General features: G+C 47.0%; 20 protein-coding genes. 19 read left to right on the top strand and 1 reads right to left on the bottom strand.

Going from position 1 to position 19957, the window contains the following annotated elements; genetic code table 11:
• Nucleotides 1–811: 811 nt before the first annotated feature.
• The 12 genes from BN93_RS11575 (at nucleotide 812) to BN93_RS11520 (ending at nucleotide 12684) form a co-directional block, all read left to right on the top strand.
• Nucleotides 812–2200 (top strand): SLC13 family permease, encoded by a 1389-nt coding sequence (locus tag BN93_RS11575; RefSeq protein WP_019188485.1) that lies wholly within the window; start codon nucleotides 812–814, stop codon nucleotides 2198–2200.
• Between the two features lie 167 nt (nucleotides 2201–2367).
• The gene (pfkA, locus tag BN93_RS11570; protein ID WP_044260591.1) at nucleotides 2368–3345 is read left to right on the top strand and encodes a 6-phosphofructokinase; all 978 of its coding nucleotides are present in this window, start codon (nucleotides 2368–2370) and stop codon (nucleotides 3343–3345) included.
• Between the two features lie 130 nt (nucleotides 3346–3475).
• Nucleotides 3476–5005 (top strand): F0F1 ATP synthase subunit beta, encoded by a 1530-nt coding sequence (gene atpD, locus BN93_RS11565; protein ID WP_019188483.1) that lies wholly within the window; start codon nucleotides 3476–3478, stop codon nucleotides 5003–5005.
• Between the two features lie 21 nt (nucleotides 5006–5026).
• Nucleotides 5027–5269, top strand: a complete 243-nt coding sequence (gene atpC, locus BN93_RS11560) for an ATP synthase F1 subunit epsilon (RefSeq protein WP_019188482.1) — start codon at nucleotides 5027–5029, stop codon at nucleotides 5267–5269.
• A gap of 9 nt (nucleotides 5270–5278) precedes the next feature.
• Nucleotides 5279–5698, top strand: coding sequence for a hypothetical protein (locus BN93_RS11555; RefSeq protein ID WP_019188481.1), 420 nt, complete (start codon nucleotides 5279–5281; stop codon nucleotides 5696–5698).
• A gap of 26 nt (nucleotides 5699–5724) precedes the next feature.
• The gene (gene atpB / locus BN93_RS11550) at nucleotides 5725–6780 is read left to right on the top strand and encodes a F0F1 ATP synthase subunit A (RefSeq protein WP_019188480.1); all 1056 of its coding nucleotides are present in this window, start codon (nucleotides 5725–5727) and stop codon (nucleotides 6778–6780) included.
• A 191-nt stretch (nucleotides 6781–6971) separates the two neighbouring features.
• Nucleotides 6972–7214: an ATP synthase F0 subunit C gene (gene atpE, locus BN93_RS11545; RefSeq protein WP_009229884.1), complete on the top strand. Its 243-nt coding sequence runs from the start codon at nucleotides 6972–6974 to the stop codon at nucleotides 7212–7214.
• Between the two features lie 8 nt (nucleotides 7215–7222).
• Complete coding sequence (gene atpF / locus BN93_RS11540) at nucleotides 7223–7738, top strand: F0F1 ATP synthase subunit B (protein WP_009229883.1); 516 nt, start codon at nucleotides 7223–7225, stop codon at nucleotides 7736–7738.
• Nucleotides 7739–7745: 7 nt separating this feature from the next.
• Entirely contained in the window at nucleotides 7746–8285 is a 540-nt protein-coding gene (locus BN93_RS11535; protein ID WP_019188479.1) for a F0F1 ATP synthase subunit delta, read from the top strand.
• A gap of 1 nt (nucleotide 8286) precedes the next feature.
• The gene (gene atpA, locus BN93_RS11530) at nucleotides 8287–9876 is read left to right on the top strand and encodes a F0F1 ATP synthase subunit alpha (RefSeq protein ID WP_019188478.1); all 1590 of its coding nucleotides are present in this window, start codon (nucleotides 8287–8289) and stop codon (nucleotides 9874–9876) included.
• Nucleotides 9877–9950: 74 nt separating this feature from the next.
• Complete coding sequence (locus BN93_RS11525; protein ID WP_044260588.1) at nucleotides 9951–10919, top strand: F0F1 ATP synthase subunit gamma; 969 nt, start codon at nucleotides 9951–9953, stop codon at nucleotides 10917–10919.
• Between the two features lie 193 nt (nucleotides 10920–11112).
• Nucleotides 11113–12684 carry an NAD(P)/FAD-dependent oxidoreductase gene (locus BN93_RS11520; RefSeq protein ID WP_019188476.1) on the top strand — a complete coding sequence of 524 codons (1572 nt, stop codon included), beginning with the start codon at nucleotides 11113–11115 and terminating at the stop codon, nucleotides 12682–12684.
• A 240-nt stretch (nucleotides 12685–12924) separates the two neighbouring features.
• On the opposite strand, the gene BN93_RS11515 is transcribed toward BN93_RS11520, so the two are convergent.
• Entirely contained in the window at nucleotides 12925–13161 is a 237-nt protein-coding gene (locus tag BN93_RS11515; RefSeq protein ID WP_019188475.1) for a hypothetical protein, read from the bottom strand.
• Between the two features lie 1421 nt (nucleotides 13162–14582).
• On the opposite strand from BN93_RS11515, the gene BN93_RS11510 reads away from it, so the two are divergent.
• From BN93_RS11510 to BN93_RS11480, 7 genes are read left to right on the top strand one after another with little or no spacing between them, the layout of a single operon-like run.
• Complete coding sequence (locus tag BN93_RS11510) at nucleotides 14583–15938, top strand: MATE family efflux transporter (RefSeq protein ID WP_019188474.1); 1356 nt, start codon at nucleotides 14583–14585, stop codon at nucleotides 15936–15938.
• A 2-nt stretch (nucleotides 15939–15940) separates the two neighbouring features.
• Nucleotides 15941–16705: a cytidylate kinase-like family protein gene (locus BN93_RS11505; RefSeq protein WP_019188473.1), complete on the top strand. Its 765-nt coding sequence runs from the start codon at nucleotides 15941–15943 to the stop codon at nucleotides 16703–16705.
• The gene (locus tag BN93_RS11500; RefSeq protein WP_316928623.1) at nucleotides 16620–17072 is read left to right on the top strand and encodes a metallophosphoesterase family protein; all 453 of its coding nucleotides are present in this window, start codon (nucleotides 16620–16622) and stop codon (nucleotides 17070–17072) included. The genes BN93_RS11505 and BN93_RS11500 overlap by 86 nt, the downstream gene beginning before the upstream one ends.
• Nucleotides 17073–17085: 13 nt before the next feature.
• Complete coding sequence (rfbB, locus tag BN93_RS11495) at nucleotides 17086–18234, top strand: dTDP-glucose 4,6-dehydratase (protein ID WP_019188471.1); 1149 nt, start codon at nucleotides 17086–17088, stop codon at nucleotides 18232–18234.
• Nucleotides 18234–18536 (top strand): hypothetical protein, encoded by a 303-nt coding sequence (locus BN93_RS11490; RefSeq protein WP_019188470.1) that lies wholly within the window; start codon nucleotides 18234–18236, stop codon nucleotides 18534–18536. The genes rfbB and BN93_RS11490 overlap by 1 nt, the downstream gene beginning before the upstream one ends.
• The gene (locus tag BN93_RS11485; RefSeq protein ID WP_019188469.1) at nucleotides 18533–18946 is read left to right on the top strand and encodes a sugar 3,4-ketoisomerase; all 414 of its coding nucleotides are present in this window, start codon (nucleotides 18533–18535) and stop codon (nucleotides 18944–18946) included. The genes BN93_RS11490 and BN93_RS11485 overlap by 4 nt, the downstream gene beginning before the upstream one ends.
• A 55-nt stretch (nucleotides 18947–19001) precedes the next feature.
• Nucleotides 19002–19943 (top strand): GNAT family N-acetyltransferase, encoded by a 942-nt coding sequence (locus tag BN93_RS11480; RefSeq protein ID WP_019188468.1) that lies wholly within the window; start codon nucleotides 19002–19004, stop codon nucleotides 19941–19943.
• Nucleotides 19944–19957 lie beyond the last annotated feature (14 nt).

Genomic DNA, 19957 nt, shown 5'->3' with positions numbered 1-19957 from the left:
AATCTCATTAATTCAGTTTGTTGTTTTTATTTTACAATGTCCCTTTATTTTTCACTTCGTTCTAGCGAAAATATAGGTTAAAAAGTAGGTAAATTGGCACTATTTTTAGCTTTTTACGTCTCTTGTTTTGTCTATTTTTAGGTACAGAACCTGCATTTTGCACCATTTTACCTTTCTAGTTTGGTTGCAAGCTTGTATTTTTTCATGCCCAATTACATGCTTTTAGCCGCTAAAATCCCACTTTTTAACGTCCATTTCGCCCTTTTCAGCCATGTTTTTAATGGATTATAAAAGTTATATTTATACGATTGCAGTGTATTTTCATGCTTTTCATCTTGCATTTAGCAGCATTTTGCACCGCATTTAGCACCATTTTACCTTGCGTTTAGCACCAAAACGCACTGCATTTAGCATCAAAACGCACTGCGTTTAGCACCAAAACGCACTGCATTTAGCGGCATATTGCACTTTTTTTAGCAGCAGATAGCCCAAAATCAGGTTTAAACTGTGGTTTCATCAAATAAATATTCATTTTGTCTGCAATTACAACTAGTCCCTTTTTGCATCAAAACAGACCTTCGCGAGAATCGATTTTTTGCGACGGGGTGGGCGATTGGTTGACGGAAAGGCCACTTATTATGTTAAATTTTATACTGAAAAATAGACAAAATGCATGCGCTACTAACATGTACATGCGGTGGGAGTTAATGCGCAAAGAACGGACATAGGCTAAAAAAAAGTTGAATAGTTTCTTTTGTTCTTGTTTGTTTCATAAACAATTGTTACCTTTGCGTTTAAATAGTCTAAGATAATGTCTCTGATTATCCTTTTAATCATAGTCGTTGGTTTTATTCTCATTAGCACAGAGAATGTTACAAATGTGAATAGGGCCGCTGTAGCAATATTCCTTGGTACAGTGGGGTGGGTGTTGTATGTTTCTTATGGAACGGATTTCGTGCAGCTGATGCACAAGCAGGCCTACGCCGACTATCTTAACGGCATGGCGCACACCAGTCAGGCTGTGAAACAGTTTATCGCTCAGACCATCTTTTTGCGTTATGTGGGTAAGGCTTGCGAGATAGTTCTCTTCTTGCTGGCCACGATGACCATCGTAGAGATATTGAACAATAACGGCTGTTTCGACTTCTTGGGTATATGGGCACGAACTCGTGACAGCAAAAAGCTGCTTTGGATGATGATGCTCATCGTCTTTGTGGTGTCTGCAAACTTAGACAACCTTACCACAACGGTGATGGCCTTGACGCTCATTCATCAGGTGATACCCAACAGGCGTTACCGAATGATTTATGGTAGTGTGGCTGTAATTGCTGCAAACATGGGCGGAGCATTAACCGTTATTGGCTCGCCCGAAGGCTTGGTGCTATGGAACATGGGGGCGATAACTGCCACAAACTATTCGTTAAGCATGGCAGTACCTTGCATTGTTACTTGTGTTGTGCCAACCTGGTTGTTGTCTAGGGCATTGCCCGACCGTATCGACATTGAATTTTTACGGCTCCCTTATCGCGGCGACGATACCAACTTGAATGTTTGGCAGCGTCTTGTGATGTTCGTTGTGGGCATTGGCGGTCTGTGGTTTATCCCTACATTCCATAATATCACCAAGTTAAGCCCTTTCCTCGGCGCACTTTGCGTGCTGTCTGTGCTATGGGTGGTTAACGAAATATTCAACCGAAAGCTGCTTAACACGGGCGAAACGATACATCGCCGCATACCACGCGTGTTGCAATATGGCTCTATGCAGATGATATTGTTTGTTTTAGGCATCATGTTTGCGGTGGGCGTAGTTAATGAAACGGGCTTTTTCAGCGAGGTAACGGCCTATATCGACAAACAGACACCCAACATTTGGTTCTTTGGCGTGGCAAGTGCGGCCATCAGTAGTGTGCTCGACAGTTTCGTTACGGCTATGTCTGCCCTGTCGCTACATCCCGTTTTGTCGGGCGAGAACGCTGAACTCACTTCATATTCGGCCAACTTCGCCCAAAACGGGGCTTATTGGAAGATGATTGCTTTTGCAACAGCAGTGGGTGGTAACATTCTGCCCATAGGCTCGATAAGCGGTTTGGCGCTGATAAGAACGGAGCGTATGCGCGTTGGGTGGTATTTCGCCAATGTGGGATGGAAAGTTCTTTTGGGTGGCGTATTGGGTATGGCTTTGCTTTGGCTCATTACGTAAGCAAACGGATGGAGGGTGTGCAATGGCGTGCTAAGATTTGTACAATGGATAGGGATACCAACTTGTTGACTTGTCAACTTGTTAATTTGTCAACCAAAATAAAGGACGATTACGCTACACCTTATTATATATATGGGGCGTAGAAACTAGATAAAGTTATCAAAACAATGACAAAAGTAAAGACGATAGGCATACTCACGTCGGGTGGGGATGCACCAGGAATGAATGCTGCCATACGCGCCGTGACACGCGCTGGCATTTGTAATGGGTTTAACATAAAAGGCATATACCGTGGTTTCGACGGACTTATAAATGGTGACATAAAGCCTTTCACCACCGAGAACGTTAGTGGTATCATCATGCAGGGCGGCACCATATTGAAGACCGCGCGCAGCAGTGAATTCACAACAGAAGAGGGAAGGAAGAAAGCTTACGACAACATCGTTAAAGAAGGGATAGATGCTTTGGTTGTGATTGGGGGTAATGGTTCGCTCACGGGTGCAATGGTGTTTGCAAGAGAATACGACTTGTGTTGTATTGGACTGCCAGGAACTATCGATAACGACCTTTACGGTACCGACTCGACCATTGGTTACGATACCACGATGAATACTATCGTGGAATGTGTAGACCGCATACGCGACACGGCGCAAAGCCACGAACGTATTTTCTTTGTCGAAGTAATGGGGCGCGATGCAGGTTTTTTGGCTCAGAACAGTGCCATTGCTGCTGGCGCAGAGGCCGCCATCATACCCGAAGACTCGACGGACGTTGACCAATTGGCGCGGTTTATGGAACGGGGCATACGCAAATCGAAGAAGAGTTGCATCGTCATCGTATCGGAAAGTCCCAAGTGTGGCGCCCTGTATTATGCCGACCGTGTGAGGAAAGAGTTCCCCGACTATGATGTGCGCGTGTCTATCCTTGGGCATTTGCAGCGTGGCGGTAGGCCAACAGCCCACGACCGCATCTTGGCTAGCCGCACAGGAGTGGGCGCGATAGATGCCATCATGCAAGGACAACGCAACGTTATGATTGGTGTACGCAACAACGAAATTGTATATGTGCCACTTTCCGAAGCCATTAGGAGCGATAAACCCTTTGATAAAAAGCTGATAACCGTTTTAGACGAACTAAGCATATAAAAGGAACAACATTTGGAAAAGTTTAATGTTTGCATACATTAAATTGCCTGAACATTTTGGCAATTCCGTTTTTTATCGTTACTTTTGCGCAATCATTAATAAAGAAATATAATAAACTAGATATCTGAATATGTCAAACATAGAAGGACACATTTCGCAAATTATTGGTCCGGTAATTGACGTCTACTTCGACACCAAGGGCCAAGAGGAGGAGAAAGTGCTGCCGAAAATTCACGATGCCTTGCGTATCGTTAGGCCCGACGGCCGCGAATTGATAGTGGAGGTTCAACAGCATATCGGTGAAGACACTGTGCGCTGCGTGGCAATGGATAACACCGACGGTCTGCAACGCCACCTTAAAGCAACGCCTTTGGGCAGTCCTATCACCATGCCGGCCGGCGAACAGATTAAAGGCCGCATGCTGAACGTTATCGGCAAGCCCATCGACGGCATGTCGGAACTGAACATGGAAGGGGCTTATCCCATCCATAGGGAGCCACCTAAGTTCGACGAACTTTCTACCCACAAGGAAATGTTGGCCACGGGCATCAAGGTTATCGACCTGTTGGAACCCTATATGAAGGGTGGTAAGATTGGTTTGTTTGGTGGTGCGGGCGTTGGTAAGACCGTACTTATCATGGAACTGATTAATAACATCGCCAAGGGACATAACGGTTACTCGGTGTTCGCAGGTGTTGGAGAACGTACACGTGAAGGAAACGACCTTATCCGCGACATGATCGAGTCGGGGGTTATCCGCTATGGCGACAAGTTTAGGAAGGCAATGGAGGAGGGCAAATGGGACCTTTCGCTAGTTGATCCCGAAGAACTACGCCAATCGCAAGCCACCCTTGTGTATGGGCAGATGAACGAGCCGCCTGGCGCACGTGCCTCTGTGGCATTGTCGGGACTAACCGTTGCCGAGGAATTCCGCGATCATGGAGGGAAGGATGGCGAGCCGGCAGACATCATGTTCTTTATCGACAACATCTTCCGCTTTACACAAGCAGGCTCGGAAGTATCGGCTTTGTTGGGCCGTATGCCTTCGGCTGTGGGCTATCAACCTACGTTGGCCAGTGAGATGGGTGCGATGCAAGAGCGCATTACGTCTACTAGGCGTGGTTCCATCACGTCTGTCCAGGCCGTATATGTGCCTGCCGACGACTTGACCGACCCCGCTCCTGCTACCACTTTCACGCACTTGGATGCTACAACGGAGCTTAGCCGTAAGATTACTGAGCTGGGTATTTATCCTGCCGTGGACCCATTGGGATCTACTTCGCGTATTCTCGACCCGCTGATTGTGGGTAAAGAGCATTACGAATGTGCGCAACGTGTGAAACAGATACTGCAACGCTATAAGGAATTGCAAGACATCATCGCCATTCTTGGTATGGATGAGTTGAGCGACGAAGACAAACAGACGGTGAACCGCGCACGTAGGGTGCAGCGTTTCCTTTCTCAGCCGTTTACCGTTGCCGAGCAGTTTACGGGCGTTAAGGGCGCGATGGTAAGCATCGAAGACACCATCAAGGGCTTTAACATGATACTTGACGGTGAGGTAGACGACCTTCCAGAGCAGGCTTTCTTGAACGTTGGCACGATAGAAGACGCTATCGAGAAAGGTAAGAAATTGCTTGAAGCAGCAGGTTCGAACTAGTTGGTGTAAAAGCACGTGTCTATGCTCAAATTGATTATTGTTTCTCCGGAAAAGCAACTCTATCAAGGCGATGCCCAGAGCGTAAAGGTTCCAGGCAGTCTTGGTGAGTTCGAGATTCTCGACAACCATGCACCCATCATCTCTTCGCTAGATGTGGGCCAAGTGGTTTACGTCACGGATGAGGGCGAAACGCATGAGTGTGCCATCACAGGTGGTTTTGTCGAGGTGCAAAAGAACGTTGTCTCCTTGTGTGTGGAGGTATAACGGCTCTCTATGGAAAGTGCTATGGACGAAAGGCGAGTAGGCAAACAAAAGTGGCGTTTCATCTGCCAAAGCCTCATTACGCTGGCCTTGTTGGCGATAGGCGTGTATGGTGTTGCCGAACTTTTCCTGGGTTATGCGGTTGCGTTGCCGTTGCTGGTTAGTTCGGTGGTCTTTTTAATCATCGAGACGGCAGACATCCTGGTATGGTCGCGCGTGGCGATAAAGTCGCCAGATAGCCTCCCCACCTTTTTCTTAGGTGTGTCAGGGTTTCGCATGCTGTTGTGTGTGTTGGTGTTTTTCGTGTACTACTTCGTGGTAGAAAGACAAGCGATGTTGCTCTTTCTATGCGTTTTCGCCTTGTACTATGTGGCGATGTTGGTGCACCACGCCACGTTCTTCTCAAACGATAAGCGTAAGTCGGGTACATAACGGCTATATAATAATAATGTATTATAATGAAAAAAGTAAGATATATATCGTTTCTGCTGCTGTTGCTTTTCACTTCGTTGTCGCTCCACGCGGCTAGCAACGGAGGGGAAGACAAGAAGGAACTCGATATTCCAGAGATCGTGCTCGAACACTTGTCGGATGCTTACGAATGGCACATCGCCACGTACGAAGGCAAGCATCTGAGCATACCCTTACCCATCATCGTTAGAAGTAGCGACACGGGCGAATGGTATGTGGGTACGGCTCATCATCTTCCGAACAACTTTTTCTTCGATGCCCAGCATCATGGAAAGATATATGAACGGCGTGCAGACGGTTCTACGACGCGTCCTTTGGACCTAAGCATAACCAAAGCCGTTGCTCAGATATGGATTGTTGTGGCGATTTTGCTCACGGTCTTCCTGTCGTGCGCACGCTGGTATAAGAAGGTGGATGAGAAAAGTGCTGCTCCCAAAGGTCTCGTTGGCTTGATGGAAATGTTCGTGATGTACATCCACGACGACCTGATAAAGCCTGCCGTGGGCGAACGGCAATACAAACGCTATGCTCCTTTCTTGTTGACGGTGTTCTTTTTCATCTTCACTTGTAACATGATTGGGCTTGTTCCCGTGTTCCCAGGCGGAGCAAACGTAACGGGTAACATCAACATAACCATGTTCTTGGCCATTACCGCGATGTTGGTTATCAACATCTTTGGCAATAAGGAGTATTGGAAAGACGTATTTTGGCCAGAAGTTCCTGTTGCCTTGAAGTTTCCCGTTCCCCTTATGCCGGTGATAGAGGTGTTCAGTATCTTCACAAAGCCTTTTGCGTTGATGATACGTCTCTTCGCCAACATGATGGCTGGTCATGCCATTATATTGAGTTTCACTTGCGTGATATTCCTTGGATGGAACATGGGCGTAGGCTATGGCCTGGGATTGAACACGTTTGGGATAATCATGTTGCTTTTCATGAACTGTCTCGAATTGCTTGTCGCATTCGTGCAGGCGTATGTGTTCACCATGCTTAGTGCCGTCTTTATCGGCATGGCTCATCGTGAGCACCACGTTGCCGAGTAGTTTCCAAAAGCTTATCAGCCTTGTGCAGAACACACTTTAACGGGCAGAGTTCTTCGTGTGAATGCGCTATTGTGTGATAAGTTTAACATAGGTGTGCATGCCACAAGAGGCTCGGATGCCACTGTAAGAAACGTCTTAACGAACAAAACAACTAAAATAGAATATAAACAATTAATAAAAGAATAAGAACTATGATGATTACAACATTATTGGCTGCCGAGGGTCTGGCTCAGCTAGGCTGCGGTATTGGTGCAGGTATTGCTACAATTGGTGCAGGTTTAGGTATCGGTCGCATTGGCGGTAGCGCAATGGATGCCATTGCCCGTCAGCCCGAAGCTACGAACAAAATACAGACAAACATGATTGTTACCGCTTCTTTCGTTGAGGGTTGTGCCCTCTTCGCCATTGCAGCGTGTGCATTCTTGATTAAATAAGTAACCGAATGGAGAATTTACCATCAATACTAACGCCCGACTTGGGCTTGCTCTTTTGGATGCTCTTGGCGTTCTTGGTGGTTTTTGTTGTTCTAGTTAAATACGGTTTTCCTGTTATCATCAGGATGGTTGAAGACCGTAAGACATACATAGACGAAAGTCTGCGCAAGGCTCATGAGGCATCAGAACGGCTAGAAAACATCAAGCAAGAAAGCGAACAAATTCTTCAAGACGCACGAGAGAAACAATCACTCATCTTAAAGGAGGCTGCCCAAACACGCGACGCCATAGTTGAGAAAGCTCGACAGACGGCTCACGAGGAGGGTGTGCGACTGCTCGAAGAAACCAAAAGGCAGATAGAGGTAGAGAAACAGAATGCCATCCGCGACATTCGTACACAGGTGGCGGAGCTAAGCGTGCAGATTGCCGAGAAGGTTGTGCGTGAAAACTTGGCCTCCAACGCTCAACAGATGTCGTTGGTTAACCGTTTCTTAGACGATGCTTTCTCTGTAAACCCCAACTAAACGAGTTATGGATATAGGGTTAATAGCTGTTCGATACGCTCGCGCATTGCTCAAAGCTGCCATTGATGACCGCTGTTACGAGGATGTGTATAACAACATGACGAACCTGTTGGAATGCTACCTGCATGTTCCAGAGCTCCGTCCTGCGGTGTGCAACCCCATGTATTCACGGTCGAAGAAAAGCTCAGTGGTGATGGCGGCATGCGGGACGCCCGCTGTCGAACTCACGAAACGCTTCATCGCTTTGGTGTTGCGCGAGGGTAGGGAAGACTTGTTGCAGTTCATTGCCTCGTCTTTCATTAACCTGTACAGGCAACATTTCCACATTACAAGCGGCAAAATCACCACGGCCGTGCAACTCACTGCCGAGGTTGAGCAACGTATGCGCCACTTAGTGGAAGAGCGAACGCAGGGAACTGTCGAGTTCACCACGGAGGTAGACCCTGCCATTCTTGGCGGATTTGTGTTGGACTACGACACCTACCGCATGGATGCCAGCGTGAAGAGCAAACTTAATCGAATTCTAATAGAATTAAAAAACAAGTAACATGTCTGATAAAATAAGGCCCAACGAGGTCTCAGAGATATTGTTCCAACAACTTCAACAAATCAGCGACGGGCAGGACTTTGACGAAATTGGCACGGTCCTTACCGTTAGCGATGGCGTTGCGCGTGTCTACGGATTGCGTAATGCCGAAGCCAACGAGTTGCTTGAATTTGAAAATGGAACCATGGCCATCGTCATGAACCTGGAAGAAGACAATGTTGGCTGTGTGCTTTTAGGACCTACCTCTGAAATCAAAGAGGGGCAGGTGGTAAAGCGCACGCACCGCATTGCCAGCATTCGGGTGAACGACAACATGCTTGGGCGTGTAATCAACCCCTTGGGCGAGGCTATCGACGGGCTTGGCGAAATTGATTTGTCTAACGCTTTCGAGATGCCGCTCGACCGAAAGGCACCTGGTGTTATCTTCCGTCAGCCCGTTAAGGAACCACTTCAAACAGGACTTAAAGGTGTAGACTCGATGATTCCCATTGGTAGAGGACAACGCGAGCTTATCATTGGCGACCGCCAGACGGGTAAAACGGCCATTGCTCTCGACACCATCATCAATCAAAAGAGTTTCTACGATGCCGGCAAGCCTGTGTATTGTATTTACGTTGCCATTGGCCAGAAGGCCTCTACGGTGGCTACTTTAGTACAGACACTGAAAGAACGGGGTGCGTTAGACTACACCATCATCGTCTCGGCAACAGCTGCCGATCCCGCTGCCATGCAATATTACGCGCCATTCGCAGGTGCTGCCATCGGCGAATACTTCCGCGATCGTGGCGAACACGCGCTAGTTGTTTACGACGACCTTTCCAAGCAAGCCGTTGCCTATCGTGAAGTGTCGCTCATCCTTCGCCGTCCTTCGGGTCGCGAGGCTTATCCTGGTGACGTTTTCTATCTGCATAGCCGTCTGTTGGAACGTGCCGCACGCATCAACGACCAGCAAGAAGTGGCCGAACAGATGAACGACCTGCCCGAATGTCTTAAAGGTCACGTAAAGGGAGGTGGTTCGCTAACGGCGCTTCCCATCATCGAAACGCAGGCCGGCGACGTTTCCGCCTACATTCCAACCAACGTAATCTCTATTACGGATGGGCAGATATATTTGGAAACCGACCTTTTCAACCAAGGTTTCCGTCCTGCCATCAACGTAGGTATATCGGTTAGCCGTGTGGGTGGCTCTGCTCAAATCAAGAGTATGAAGAAGGTTGCGGGTACACTTAAAATAGATATGGCACAGTATCGCGAGCTGGAGGCTTTCTCTAAGTTCTCAAGCGACATGGATGCCGTTACCGCAATGACCTTGGATAGGGGCCGAAAGAACACGCAATTGCTCATTCAACCCCAATACACGCCAATGCCTGTGGGCGAGCAAATTGCCATATTGTATTGCGGAACGCGCGGTTTGATGCACGATGTACCCGTAGAACAGGTACGCGAATGTCAGACGCTGTTCCTCGACAAGTTGCGTTCAACCCACCAATCCACCATTGATTTCTTGGCAAGTGGCGGACTGAACGACGAGGCTTGCGGCGTACTCGAATCCGTAATGGCTGACATTGCGGGTCAATTCCAAAAAGTTTGATCATTTAAGGCTGGCCTTGTTCCGCCTCACAACAGTGTGTGAGGCGGACGACGTCACCCTTCAACACATAGCGTATGCCTTCATTAAAAGAGATAAAGACACGAATTGCTTCCGTTAACAGCACCCGTAAGATAACGAGTGCCATGAAGATGGTGGCATCGTCTAAGCTGCACCATGCACAGCAATTGATTGAGAACATGCTGCCTTACGAGAGTATGTTGGAGCATATCCTCAAAGCTTTTCTCGCGTCAATGCCAGAGGCTCGCACGCCATTAAACGTGGAGCGCAAGCAGCTTAAACGCGTTGCGCTTGTGCCTTTTTCAAGCAACAGCAGCTTGTGTGGCGGTTTCAATGCCAACGTCACCAAGTTGTTGCAGCAGGCGGTGGCACACTATCGAGAGCAAGGCGTTACCGACATCGTGGTTTACCCTATCGGCAGGAAAATCACCGAGCAGGCAACCAAGATGGGATTGCAGATAGGTGGCAATTTCAACCTTCTTGCCGAGAAACCCAATGCACACCAATGTGCAGACATCGCCACAGAGTTGTCGGAACAATATGCAGCAGGCGAGCTAGACAGAGTTGAGCTTATTTACCATCATTTCAAGAGCGCAGGCTCGCAGATTTTGACTAGAAGAACTTTCTTGCCCATCGACCTCTCCACAGAATTGGGACGTTTTAGCGACCGCGACCTAAGTTCTGATGTGGTTACGGCCAAGGCACAAGAGTATCTTAAGAAAAAAGCAGCGAAGGAAGAAAAGACCAAGGACGAGGCAAAACCCCTTAACGACAACTTCCTTGTTGAGCCAGACATGGAGACAATCCTAACAACGCTCATCCCCAAAGAGTTGAACTTGATGATGTATACGGCCTTGCTCGACAGCAATGCTAGTGAGCATGCGGCGCGTATGGTGGCCATGCAAACAGCTACCGACAATGCCGACGAACTGCTCAGAGGCTTGAACTTACAGTATAACAAGAGTAGACAGCAGGCAATTACCAACGAGTTGCTCGACATTATGGGCGGCAGCGTAAACAATTAATTGCCCTGTTGTGTTTCTTTTGTCTTCGTTTGCGTTTGGCAACTTTGCGTATTAACGTCCTTGTAACTTTGTTGTAATGGCCGTTAAAGCGTAAAGTTGTCAATCTTTGTTTTTAGGATAACCCCATGGGGCACACATTTCTTACGCGCCCTTACACCCTTTCTCACCCACACATTTCCCCCATTTTACACCAATGACATACGAATATCAATTGCGTTTGTTGCCCCAGCAGGCATACACCGAAGACAGCATCCGCGACTATGTTGCACATGATAAAGCACTTGATGTGCGAACCATCACACACGTTCAGGTGCTAAAACGCAGCATCGACGCGCGCCAACGCACCATATTCGTTAATCTCTCAGTGCGGGTTTTCGTTAACGAAATGCCCGAAAAACTAGAATACCAGGTTGTAAATTACCCTGATGTGTCGCATTGTCCCCAAGCCATTGTTGTGGGGGCAGGTCCTGGCGGATTGTTTGCAGCACTTCGTTTGATTGAACAAGGCATTCGTCCCATTGTCGTTGAACGAGGAAAAAGCGTTAACGAACGCCACCGCGACCTTTCGCTAATTACCAAGGAGCAAAAGATAAACCCCGAAAGCAACTATTGTTTTGGTGAAGGCGGTGCAGGTGCTTATTCAGACGGCAAGCTGTATACGCGGAGTAAGAAACGCGGCAATGTAGAGAAAATATTAAACGTGTTCTGCCAGCATGGTGCATCAACGTCCATCTTGTCAGACGCTCACCCCCATATCGGCACCGACAAGTTGCCAAAGGTAATCGAGGCAATCCGCAATACCATCATCAATAGTGGCGGAGAAGTGTACTTCCAAACCAAGATGACTGCCTTCTTAATGGAAAGTAATAAGGTGATTGGCGTGCAAACACTTAATAGTTTAACGTGCGAAGAGCGGAATTTCAAAGGCGCTGTAATCTTGGCCACAGGCCATAGCGCACGCGATGTGTACCAATATCTAGCCACGGCAGGCATCCCCATCCAACCCAAAGGGCTGGCCATAGGCGTAAGACTCGAACATCCGTCAGCCTTAATCGATCAAATTCAGTATCACAGCAAGAACGGACGAGGCAAGTATTTGCCTGCTGCCGAATATGGTTTCGTTGCCCAATCGGCCGAAAGGGGTGTTTATTCGTTCTGTATGTGTCCTGGTGGTTTCGTCATTCCTGCAGCAACCGAGCCCGAACAAATCGTGGTTAATGGCATGAGTCCTGCCAATCGAGGTTCCAAATGGTCCAATAGTGGCATGGTGGTAGAGGTAAGACCCGAAGATGTTGAAGGCGACGACGTGTTGAAAATGATGCACTATCAGCAGTCTATTGAACACGATTGTTGGGTGAACGGCAACTGCAAGCAGACCGCACCCGCACAGCGAATGGTCGATTTTGTTAATCGTAAGTTAAGTTACGACCTGCCCCAAAGTAGTTATTCGCCTGGATTAATATCCAGTCCCCTGCATTTTTGGATGCCCAAACACATTGTTTCGCGTTTGCAAGAGGGCTTTCAGAAGTTTGGCCGAAACAGTCATGGTTTCTTAACCAACGAGGCAGTGCTCATTGCTACCGAGAGCCGAACCTCTTCGCCCGTTCGCATCGTGCGCGATAGAGAGAACTTTCAGCACGTTAGTATTGCAGGCTTGTTCCCTTGCGGCGAAGGCGCAGGCTATGCTGGCGGCATTGTTTCGGCTGCAATGGACGGCGAACGCTGTGCAGAAATGTGCGCAGCTTACGTCAATGCGATAGGCTAGCTGTTAATAAGCTAGCATAACTTGCACATATAGATATCGTAAGTGGGTCTTTGATGTAGTAAGTATGGCCTTTTACATGTCTAACAAAACTTCCGCTGTTTTTGGCGCATGCGACGAATAGATGTAGTAAGGATGCCATTACAGGCCTAACAAAAGACACAGTATCGTGTTCGTTTTGAAAGAAACAGCACGGCTGCTTGTCGGTAAAGACCTACAAGCCCATGTACCAATGGCCAGTTACTATCGCCCAGCCTTTGAGCGTTTCTTCCTTTCTTCTTTCGACCTTTCTTCTTCCTGTCTTACCAATTCGTCCATTCTTTGGGACTGTGCTCTCAGAAATTCTGCTGAATAGCGCATCCCTTTCGATTGCATCAAAGCCCGATGTTCTTTGTCGTCTTTGATACATTTTTCGTTCCACGCTCTGTGAAAGTCGTTGAGATAACCATCTTCCCTAAACATTGTTGTATCTTTCTGCATGGCTTTTGGGTTTGTTCCTTTGTTTTTTAATCAATGTAAAGGTACTCATTTTCAGTGAGCTATACAAATTCAAAGTTCTCTTTATTCCCAACTTACGTTAATCTATGTTTGTGACTCATCATTTGCGAAGTTTTAGTTTTTTATAAAATGTACCTGTTCGACACTCTTCTCTAGAAATAATAAAGTACTATAAGCAGAAATTTAGATGTTGGACCCGTCTGTACTTTTACTATGGCAATAAGTGGATAGGGGGTTGTTGTCTTTGTGATGTCAACACAAGATAAACACCCATCTCATATACGAAGTGCCCGAAAGACCAACTCGCTGGTGTATGAACTCACGAAAACCCAACGACTACCGAATACATCAACTCATCAACTGACGAACTCAAGAACTCATCAACACTTAAACCTACTAACTCTTAAACTTACAAACTTATAAATCCAGAAAACTTAAATCCTTGCTTTTTGTTTTACAAGGTCCGTCCAATTCTCCCTCCGTTCTAGCGAAAATAAAAGTTAAAAAGTAGGTAAATTACTACCATTTCTAGTCTTTCAAGTCTTTTGTTCAGTCTGTTTTTAAGAGTAGAACCTGCATTTTGCACCATTTTGCCTTTCTAGTTTGGTCGTTGACTCGTAATTTTTCACGCCCAATTTTAGCCTTTTATACCCTAAAACCCCACTTTTTAACGGCTATTTTGGCCTTTTTAGCCTTGTTTTTAATGGTCCTAAAAGGTTTTGTTTATACCATTGCAGTGGATATTTATACTTTTCGACTTGCATTCAGCAACATTTTTCACTGCGTTTAGCACCAAAATGCACTGCGTTTAGCACCAAAATACACTGCGTTTAGCACCAAATTGCACTGTGTTTAGCAGCAAAATGCAATGCGTTTTGCACCAAAATGCACTACGTTTAGCAGCAAATGGTCCAAAATCTGGTGCAAATGACGATGATTTTAAATAAAAATTCATTTTGCAGCATTCACATGCTAACCCCTTTTTGCATCAAAACCAACCTTCGCGAGAATCGATTTTTTGCGACTAGGTGAGCGATTGGTGAACGAAAAGGGTACTCATAATGTTAAAATTCTTGCTGAAAAGTGGACAGAAACAGACAAGTTGGGGCGTTGACAAGTTAGCGAGTTGGCAGGTTGACGTGTTGACCAGTTAACGAGTAGCCCAGTTAACGGGTTGACAAACCAACGAGAGTGGACAAGCTAACTAGTGGACAGTTTACGAGTTAACCAGTTGACAAGCCAACGAATAGACCAGTTAACGAGAAGATGGGTTTAAAAGCCTGTTTCACCATTAAACAGCTACTACAAGTGCGTTGCCAACTAGAAAGTTGGTAATAATGAGCAGGTAATTTGTGGAAACCAGCTATAATTAGTACTTTTGCAGGATAAACCGAATTATATTGATGGATAATCAGAAAGCAACATTAGAGTTAGGTACAAAGCCAGTGGGGCAGCTGCTTGTGCGCTATGCCGTCCCTGCAATCATTGCCATGACGGCATCCTCGCTCTACAACATGGTTGACAGTATCTTTATTGGGCAGGGCGTTGGCGCTTTGGCTATCTCTGGACTTGCCATTACCTTTCCGCTGATGAACCTTTCTACGGCTTTTGGCGCGGGTGTAGGAGTGGGAGCATCTAGTTTACTTTCCGTAAAGCTAGGGCAGAAGGATTATGGAGCCGCCCAAAACATACTCGGCAACACTGTGATGTTAAACATCATAACGGGCGTTTGTTTCTCCATCATCAGCCTTTTGTTTCTTGAACCCATCCTGATGTTCTTTGGGGCGAGTGCCCAAACACTGCCCTACGCCAAAGACTACATGGAGATTATTCTCCTTGGTAACGTTGTTACACACCTGTATTTTGGTCTTAACGCCCTGCAACGGGCGGCGGGCAAGCCCCAATTGTCTATGTATATGACCATCTTCACGGTGATAATCAATGCCATACTCGACCCAATCTTCATCTGGCCACTAGGACTAGGCATACGCGGAGCAGCCTACGCTACGGTGCTTTCCCAGCTACTTGCCCTGGTATGGCAGTTGATGATGTTCAGCAAAAAGTCTGAATTTATACACTTCAAGCGCGGAATATATCGTTTGCGCAGTCGTTTGGTGAAGAATATCCTTGCCATTGGCATGTCTCCCTTTTCCATGAACGTGTGCGCTTGCTTTGTGGTTATCATCATCAACAACAGTTTGGTGTCGCATGGGGGCGACATGGCTGTTGGTGCCTACGGCATCATCAACCGCATTGCCTTTATCTTCGTGATGGTAACCATCGGTGTTAACCAAGGTATGCAGCCCATTGCAGGCTACAATTATGGAGCGATGAAGTTCGACCGCATGATGCGTGTGTTGAAATATGCCGTAATTTGCGGCACATGCGTAACCACAACAGGCTTCGTGGTAGGCGAGTTTTTCCCCGAACAGTGCGTTAGGCTCTTCACATCCGACCAGACGCTCATCACCCTTTCGGTGCATGCCATGCGCATAACGATGGTGTCTTTCCCCATCATCGGCTATCAAATGGTTATCGCCAACTTCTTCCAAAGCATCGGCAAGGCCAAGATAAGCGTTTTCCTTTCGCTTTCAAGGCAGTTGGTGTTCTTAATTCCGCTGCTCTTGGTGCTGCCTACACTTTATGGTGTAGACGGTGTTTGGTGGTCTATGCCCGTTGCCGATACCACATCGGCCTTAGTAACAGCCGTTATCATGGTCTTGTTTATGCGTAAAATCAACAGACAAAAGACATTATAGCAATGGAAACTTCGAATATTATCATAACAGTGGGCAGACAGCTTGGCAGTGGCGGCAAGGAAATTGCCTCATTGCTGGCACAACACTTGGGTTATAAGATGTATGATGGCGAGTTGTTGAACCTTGCTGCAAAAGAAAGTGGACTGTGTGAACGGCTTTTCGAACGCAACGATGAGCAGAAGGCGTTTAGCAAAAGTTTCTTCCGCTACAATCTCCCACTTATCGGCGGAGAACACGGCTTGTTCCAGAACGAGCTGTCGCAAGATATGTTGTTCAAGTTTCAAAGCGAGGCCATCATCAAGGCTGCCGAGGCTGACAATTGCGTGTTCGTGGGTAGGTGCGCCGACTATATTCTGCGTGATGCTCCACGTATTATTAGTTTTTTCGTAACGGCAAACCTCGAAGAGCGCATTCAACGCGTGATGCAACGCCAGCAATGCGACGAGAAAAAGGCTGCCGCCATCATTCACGAAGGCGACGAACGCCGAGCTGCCTATTACGATTTCTATACGGGTAAGACGTGGGGGCATGGGTTCTCGTACGACCTTTGCATCAATTCTTCCATCTTGGGCATAAGGGGTACGGCCGATTTCCTTGGTCAATTGTTGAAACAAAGTTTTCTAAGCAATGCGGCGAATAGGTATTTTGAGCGACACCCACGGCTATTGGGACGACAGGTACTTGACCTATTTTGCCGAATGCGACGAGATTTGGCATGCAGGCGACATCGGCTCGTTGGAAGTTTCCATGCGTTTGGCCGCCTTTAAGCCGCTAAGGGCTGTGCATGGCAACATTGATGGTGGCGACCTGCGCCGCCTATACCCAGAGCGATTACGCTTTAAAGTAGAGGATGTAGACGTTTTGATGACTCATATCGGCGGTTATCCAGGGCATTACGACCCGCGCATACAGGCCACACTCTATGCTAGTCCGCCTAAACTATTCGTTGCGGGGCATTCGCACATCTTGAAAATACAATACGATAAGACGTTGAACATGCTACACATCAACCCCGGAGCAGCAGGCATATCGGGATTCCACAAGGAACGAACACTCGTTAGGCTTACTATTGAGGGCGAAAAATTCACCGATTGTGAAGTAATAACATTAGCAGACAATAATAAAAACAGATAAATATATTTTTTATATGAAAACCTATCTCGTAACAGGAGCGGCTGGTTTTATCGGCGCCAACTACATTAAGTACCTCTTGGAAAAGAAGTACCAGGACGAAGACATCAAAGTTATTGTACTGGACCTGCTTACTTATGCTGGCAATTTGGGTACGATAAAAAACGACATCGACAACAAACGCTGCGTGTTTGTTCGTGGCGACATACGCGATCACGACTTGGTTAACGGTCTTTTTGCCGACAACGACATCGACTATGTGGTTAACTTTGCCGCAGAAAGTCATGTTGACCGCAGCATCGAAGACCCACAGCTGTTTCTTTCGGTAAACATTCTTGGCACCCAAAACCTGCTGGATGCGGCGCGTAAGGCGTGGGTTACGGGTAAAGACGAAACGGGTTATCCCACATGGAAGGCCGGCAAACGCTACCATCAAGTATCTACCGACGAGGTTTATGGCTCGCTAGGAGACACGGGTTACTTCATGGAAACTACGCCTTTGTGCCCCCATAGCCCATATAGTGCATCGAAAGCTAGTGCCGACATGTTTGTCATGGCTTACCACGATACCTACCACATGCCCGTAAGCATCACACGTTGCTCTAACAATTACGGTCCATATCATTTTCCCGAGAAACTTATTCCGCTAATTATCAACAATATTTTAGAAGGAAAAAAGCTGCCTGTTTACGGCAAAGGCGAGAACGTTAGAGATTGGCTTTACGTTGAAGACCATTGTAAGGCCATCGACCTTGTTGTACGTGAAGGGCGCGTTGGCGAGGTGTATAACGTTGGCGGACACAACGAAATGAAGAACATCGACATTGTGAAACTGATTATTAAGACCATTCGCCAGCTGATGGACAATGATAAAGACCTTCGCCACGTGCTTAAAAAACAAGAATTGGATGCTAATGGAGAGATACGCACCGACTGGATAAACGAAGATCTGATTACGTATGTTGCCGACCGATTGGGACATGACCAACGTTATGGCATCGACCCAACGAAGATTAAAAACGAACTGGGCTGGTATCCCGAAACAAAGTTTGCCGATGGCATCGTTAAGACCATCGAGTGGAACTTGGCCAATCAGGAGTGGATTGCCGAAGTAACCAGCGGCGATTATCAGAAGTATTACGAAGAGATGTACGGCAACCGCTAATGGATAACATTAGTACAGAGTTGCACAGCTTTCTCATCAGCTTTGGCCAAAATCCCAAGTTGGTGAGTCATCAGGTGGGGCATTATGTTGAACATTTGCTCCACCTGTTGCCCACCTTGAACGAACAACGGCTAATTTCTTTCTATGGCCTGTTTGGTAAAACAAGGCTTACGTTACGCCAATTGGCACAGGCAAAGAACGAAACAGACACCAAAACGGCCGAAAACATAGCCACCGACTTGCGTAGGTTGGCTGTAACCCCCGAATGGCAGATGCTTAAAGGTTTGATAAACAAGAAATGAAACACTTGAACACAGCTCTTATCGACTTTCCCAAGATAACCGATCCGCGTGGTAATCTCACTGTGGCGCAGGCTCATACCGATGTTCCTTTTTCCATCAAACGCGCTTATTGGGTTTACGATGTGCCTGCCGGTGAATGCCGCGGAGGGCATGCGCACAAGTTGTGTAAGGAGGTTCTCATCGCCCTTAGTGGTAGTTTCCATGTAACGGTAGACAACGGCGAAGAGCAAAAAACAGTGTTGCTTAACCATCCTTATCAAGGTTTGCTTATTGATACAGACGTGTGGCGAACGCTCGACGACTTCTCTTCAGGGGCGGTTTGTTTGGTTTTAGCATCCGAACCGTTCGATGAAGACGACTACATTCGCGAGTACGACGACTTTCTTCGGTATCTCGCAGATAAAAAATAGCGGTGCATTGCATCGTGTTTTATATTGGCTTTAATACCCATCCCGCAATTTTTGAATGTACGAAATAGTTAGATATACGCCTGAACTGAAAGCCCAATGGGACAGTTTCGTTCGCAAAAGTCGTAACGGAACTTTCCTTTTCTTGCGCGATTATATGGACTACCATCGCCAAAGGTTCACCGATTTCTCACTTCTTATATTCCATAAGCAATCTTTGGTGGCTCTTTTGCCGCTCAATAAGGAAAGGGATGGGAGCGTGACTTCGCATAGTGGGTTGACCTACGGCGGACTGATAACCGACAAGAAGGGTAGGGCGGTTAAGGTGATGCAGGTGTTCGAATGCCTTAATACGTGGTTACGCAATGCGGGAATAACACGCGTTGTGTATCGCCCCGTGCCGTGGATATACCATGAATTGCCTGCCGAAGAAGACCTTTATGCGCTTTTCAATGTCTGCAATGCACGTCTAACGGCTCGCGAAATATCCTCTACTATCTCGCAAGAGAAGAAGTTGGCTTTCAGTCAGTCGCGAAAAGATTGTCTGCGAAAGGCTAAAAGAGCAGGTGTAGAAGTTATGCCCTGCAACGATTTTGCCGCTTTTTGGGACATACTATCTGCCAACTTGCAACAGCGATACGCCGTTAATCCTGTGCATTCGCTTACCGAAATATCGATGTTGGCAAACCTTTTCTCTCGCCACATCCGCCTTTATGCAGCCTATTTAGACAACGAAATGGTTGCAGGAACTGTGGTCTACGTTATGCCACGCGTACTGCATGTGCAATATATATCTGCATCGGCCAAGGGAAAAGCCGTTGGTGCGCTCGACCTTCTGTTTCGTTATCTCATCGACGAAGTGTTTATTGACAAGCCGTTTTTCGACTTTGGCAAGTCTACCGAAGACCGCGGACGGCGGTTAAACGAACCACTTATCTTCCAAAAGGAAGGCTTTGGGGGGCGTGGCGTGTGTTACGACACCTACGAATGGGTGCCATAGGCTTCGCACTAACG

The sequence above is a fragment of the Prevotella conceptionensis 9403948 genome, from assembly GCF_000312305.1.
In the GTDB taxonomy this organism is placed as follows: domain Bacteria; phylum Bacteroidota; class Bacteroidia; order Bacteroidales; family Bacteroidaceae; genus Prevotella; species Prevotella conceptionensis.
This window is presented reverse-complemented; position numbering and strand designations above follow the sequence as displayed.

Bases quoted from the DNA above. Each gene is read 5' to 3' on its own strand.
- BN93_RS11575 (WP_019188485.1), top strand. From the start codon at position 812: ATGTCTCTGATTATCCTTTTAATCATAGTCGTTGGTTTTATTCTCATT.
- pfkA (WP_044260591.1), top strand. From the start codon at position 2,368: ATGACAAAAGTAAAGACGATAGGCATACTCACGTCGGGTGGGGATGCA.
- atpD (WP_019188483.1), top strand. From the start codon at position 3,476: ATGTCAAACATAGAAGGACACATTTCGCAAATTATTGGTCCGGTAATT.
- atpC (WP_019188482.1), top strand. From the start codon at position 5,027: ATGCTCAAATTGATTATTGTTTCTCCGGAAAAGCAACTCTATCAAGGC.
- BN93_RS11555 (WP_019188481.1), top strand. From the start codon at position 5,279: ATGGAAAGTGCTATGGACGAAAGGCGAGTAGGCAAACAAAAGTGGCGT.
- atpB (WP_019188480.1), top strand. From the start codon at position 5,725: ATGAAAAAAGTAAGATATATATCGTTTCTGCTGCTGTTGCTTTTCACT.
- atpE (WP_009229884.1), top strand. From the start codon at position 6,972: ATGATGATTACAACATTATTGGCTGCCGAGGGTCTGGCTCAGCTAGGC.
- atpF (WP_009229883.1), top strand. From the start codon at position 7,223: ATGGAGAATTTACCATCAATACTAACGCCCGACTTGGGCTTGCTCTTT.
- BN93_RS11535 (WP_019188479.1), top strand. From the start codon at position 7,746: ATGGATATAGGGTTAATAGCTGTTCGATACGCTCGCGCATTGCTCAAA.
- atpA (WP_019188478.1), top strand. From the start codon at position 8,287: ATGTCTGATAAAATAAGGCCCAACGAGGTCTCAGAGATATTGTTCCAA.
- BN93_RS11525 (WP_044260588.1), top strand. From the start codon at position 9,951: ATGCCTTCATTAAAAGAGATAAAGACACGAATTGCTTCCGTTAACAGC.
- BN93_RS11520 (WP_019188476.1), top strand. From the start codon at position 11,113: ATGACATACGAATATCAATTGCGTTTGTTGCCCCAGCAGGCATACACC.
- BN93_RS11515 (WP_019188475.1), bottom strand. From the start codon at position 13,161: ATGCAGAAAGATACAACAATGTTTAGGGAAGATGGTTATCTCAACGAC.
- BN93_RS11510 (WP_019188474.1), top strand. From the start codon at position 14,583: ATGGATAATCAGAAAGCAACATTAGAGTTAGGTACAAAGCCAGTGGGG.
- BN93_RS11505 (WP_019188473.1), top strand. From the start codon at position 15,941: ATGGAAACTTCGAATATTATCATAACAGTGGGCAGACAGCTTGGCAGT.
- rfbB (WP_019188471.1), top strand. From the start codon at position 17,086: ATGAAAACCTATCTCGTAACAGGAGCGGCTGGTTTTATCGGCGCCAAC.
- BN93_RS11490 (WP_019188470.1), top strand. From the start codon at position 18,234: ATGGATAACATTAGTACAGAGTTGCACAGCTTTCTCATCAGCTTTGGC.
- BN93_RS11485 (WP_019188469.1), top strand. From the start codon at position 18,533: ATGAAACACTTGAACACAGCTCTTATCGACTTTCCCAAGATAACCGAT.
- BN93_RS11480 (WP_019188468.1), top strand. From the start codon at position 19,002: ATGTACGAAATAGTTAGATATACGCCTGAACTGAAAGCCCAATGGGAC.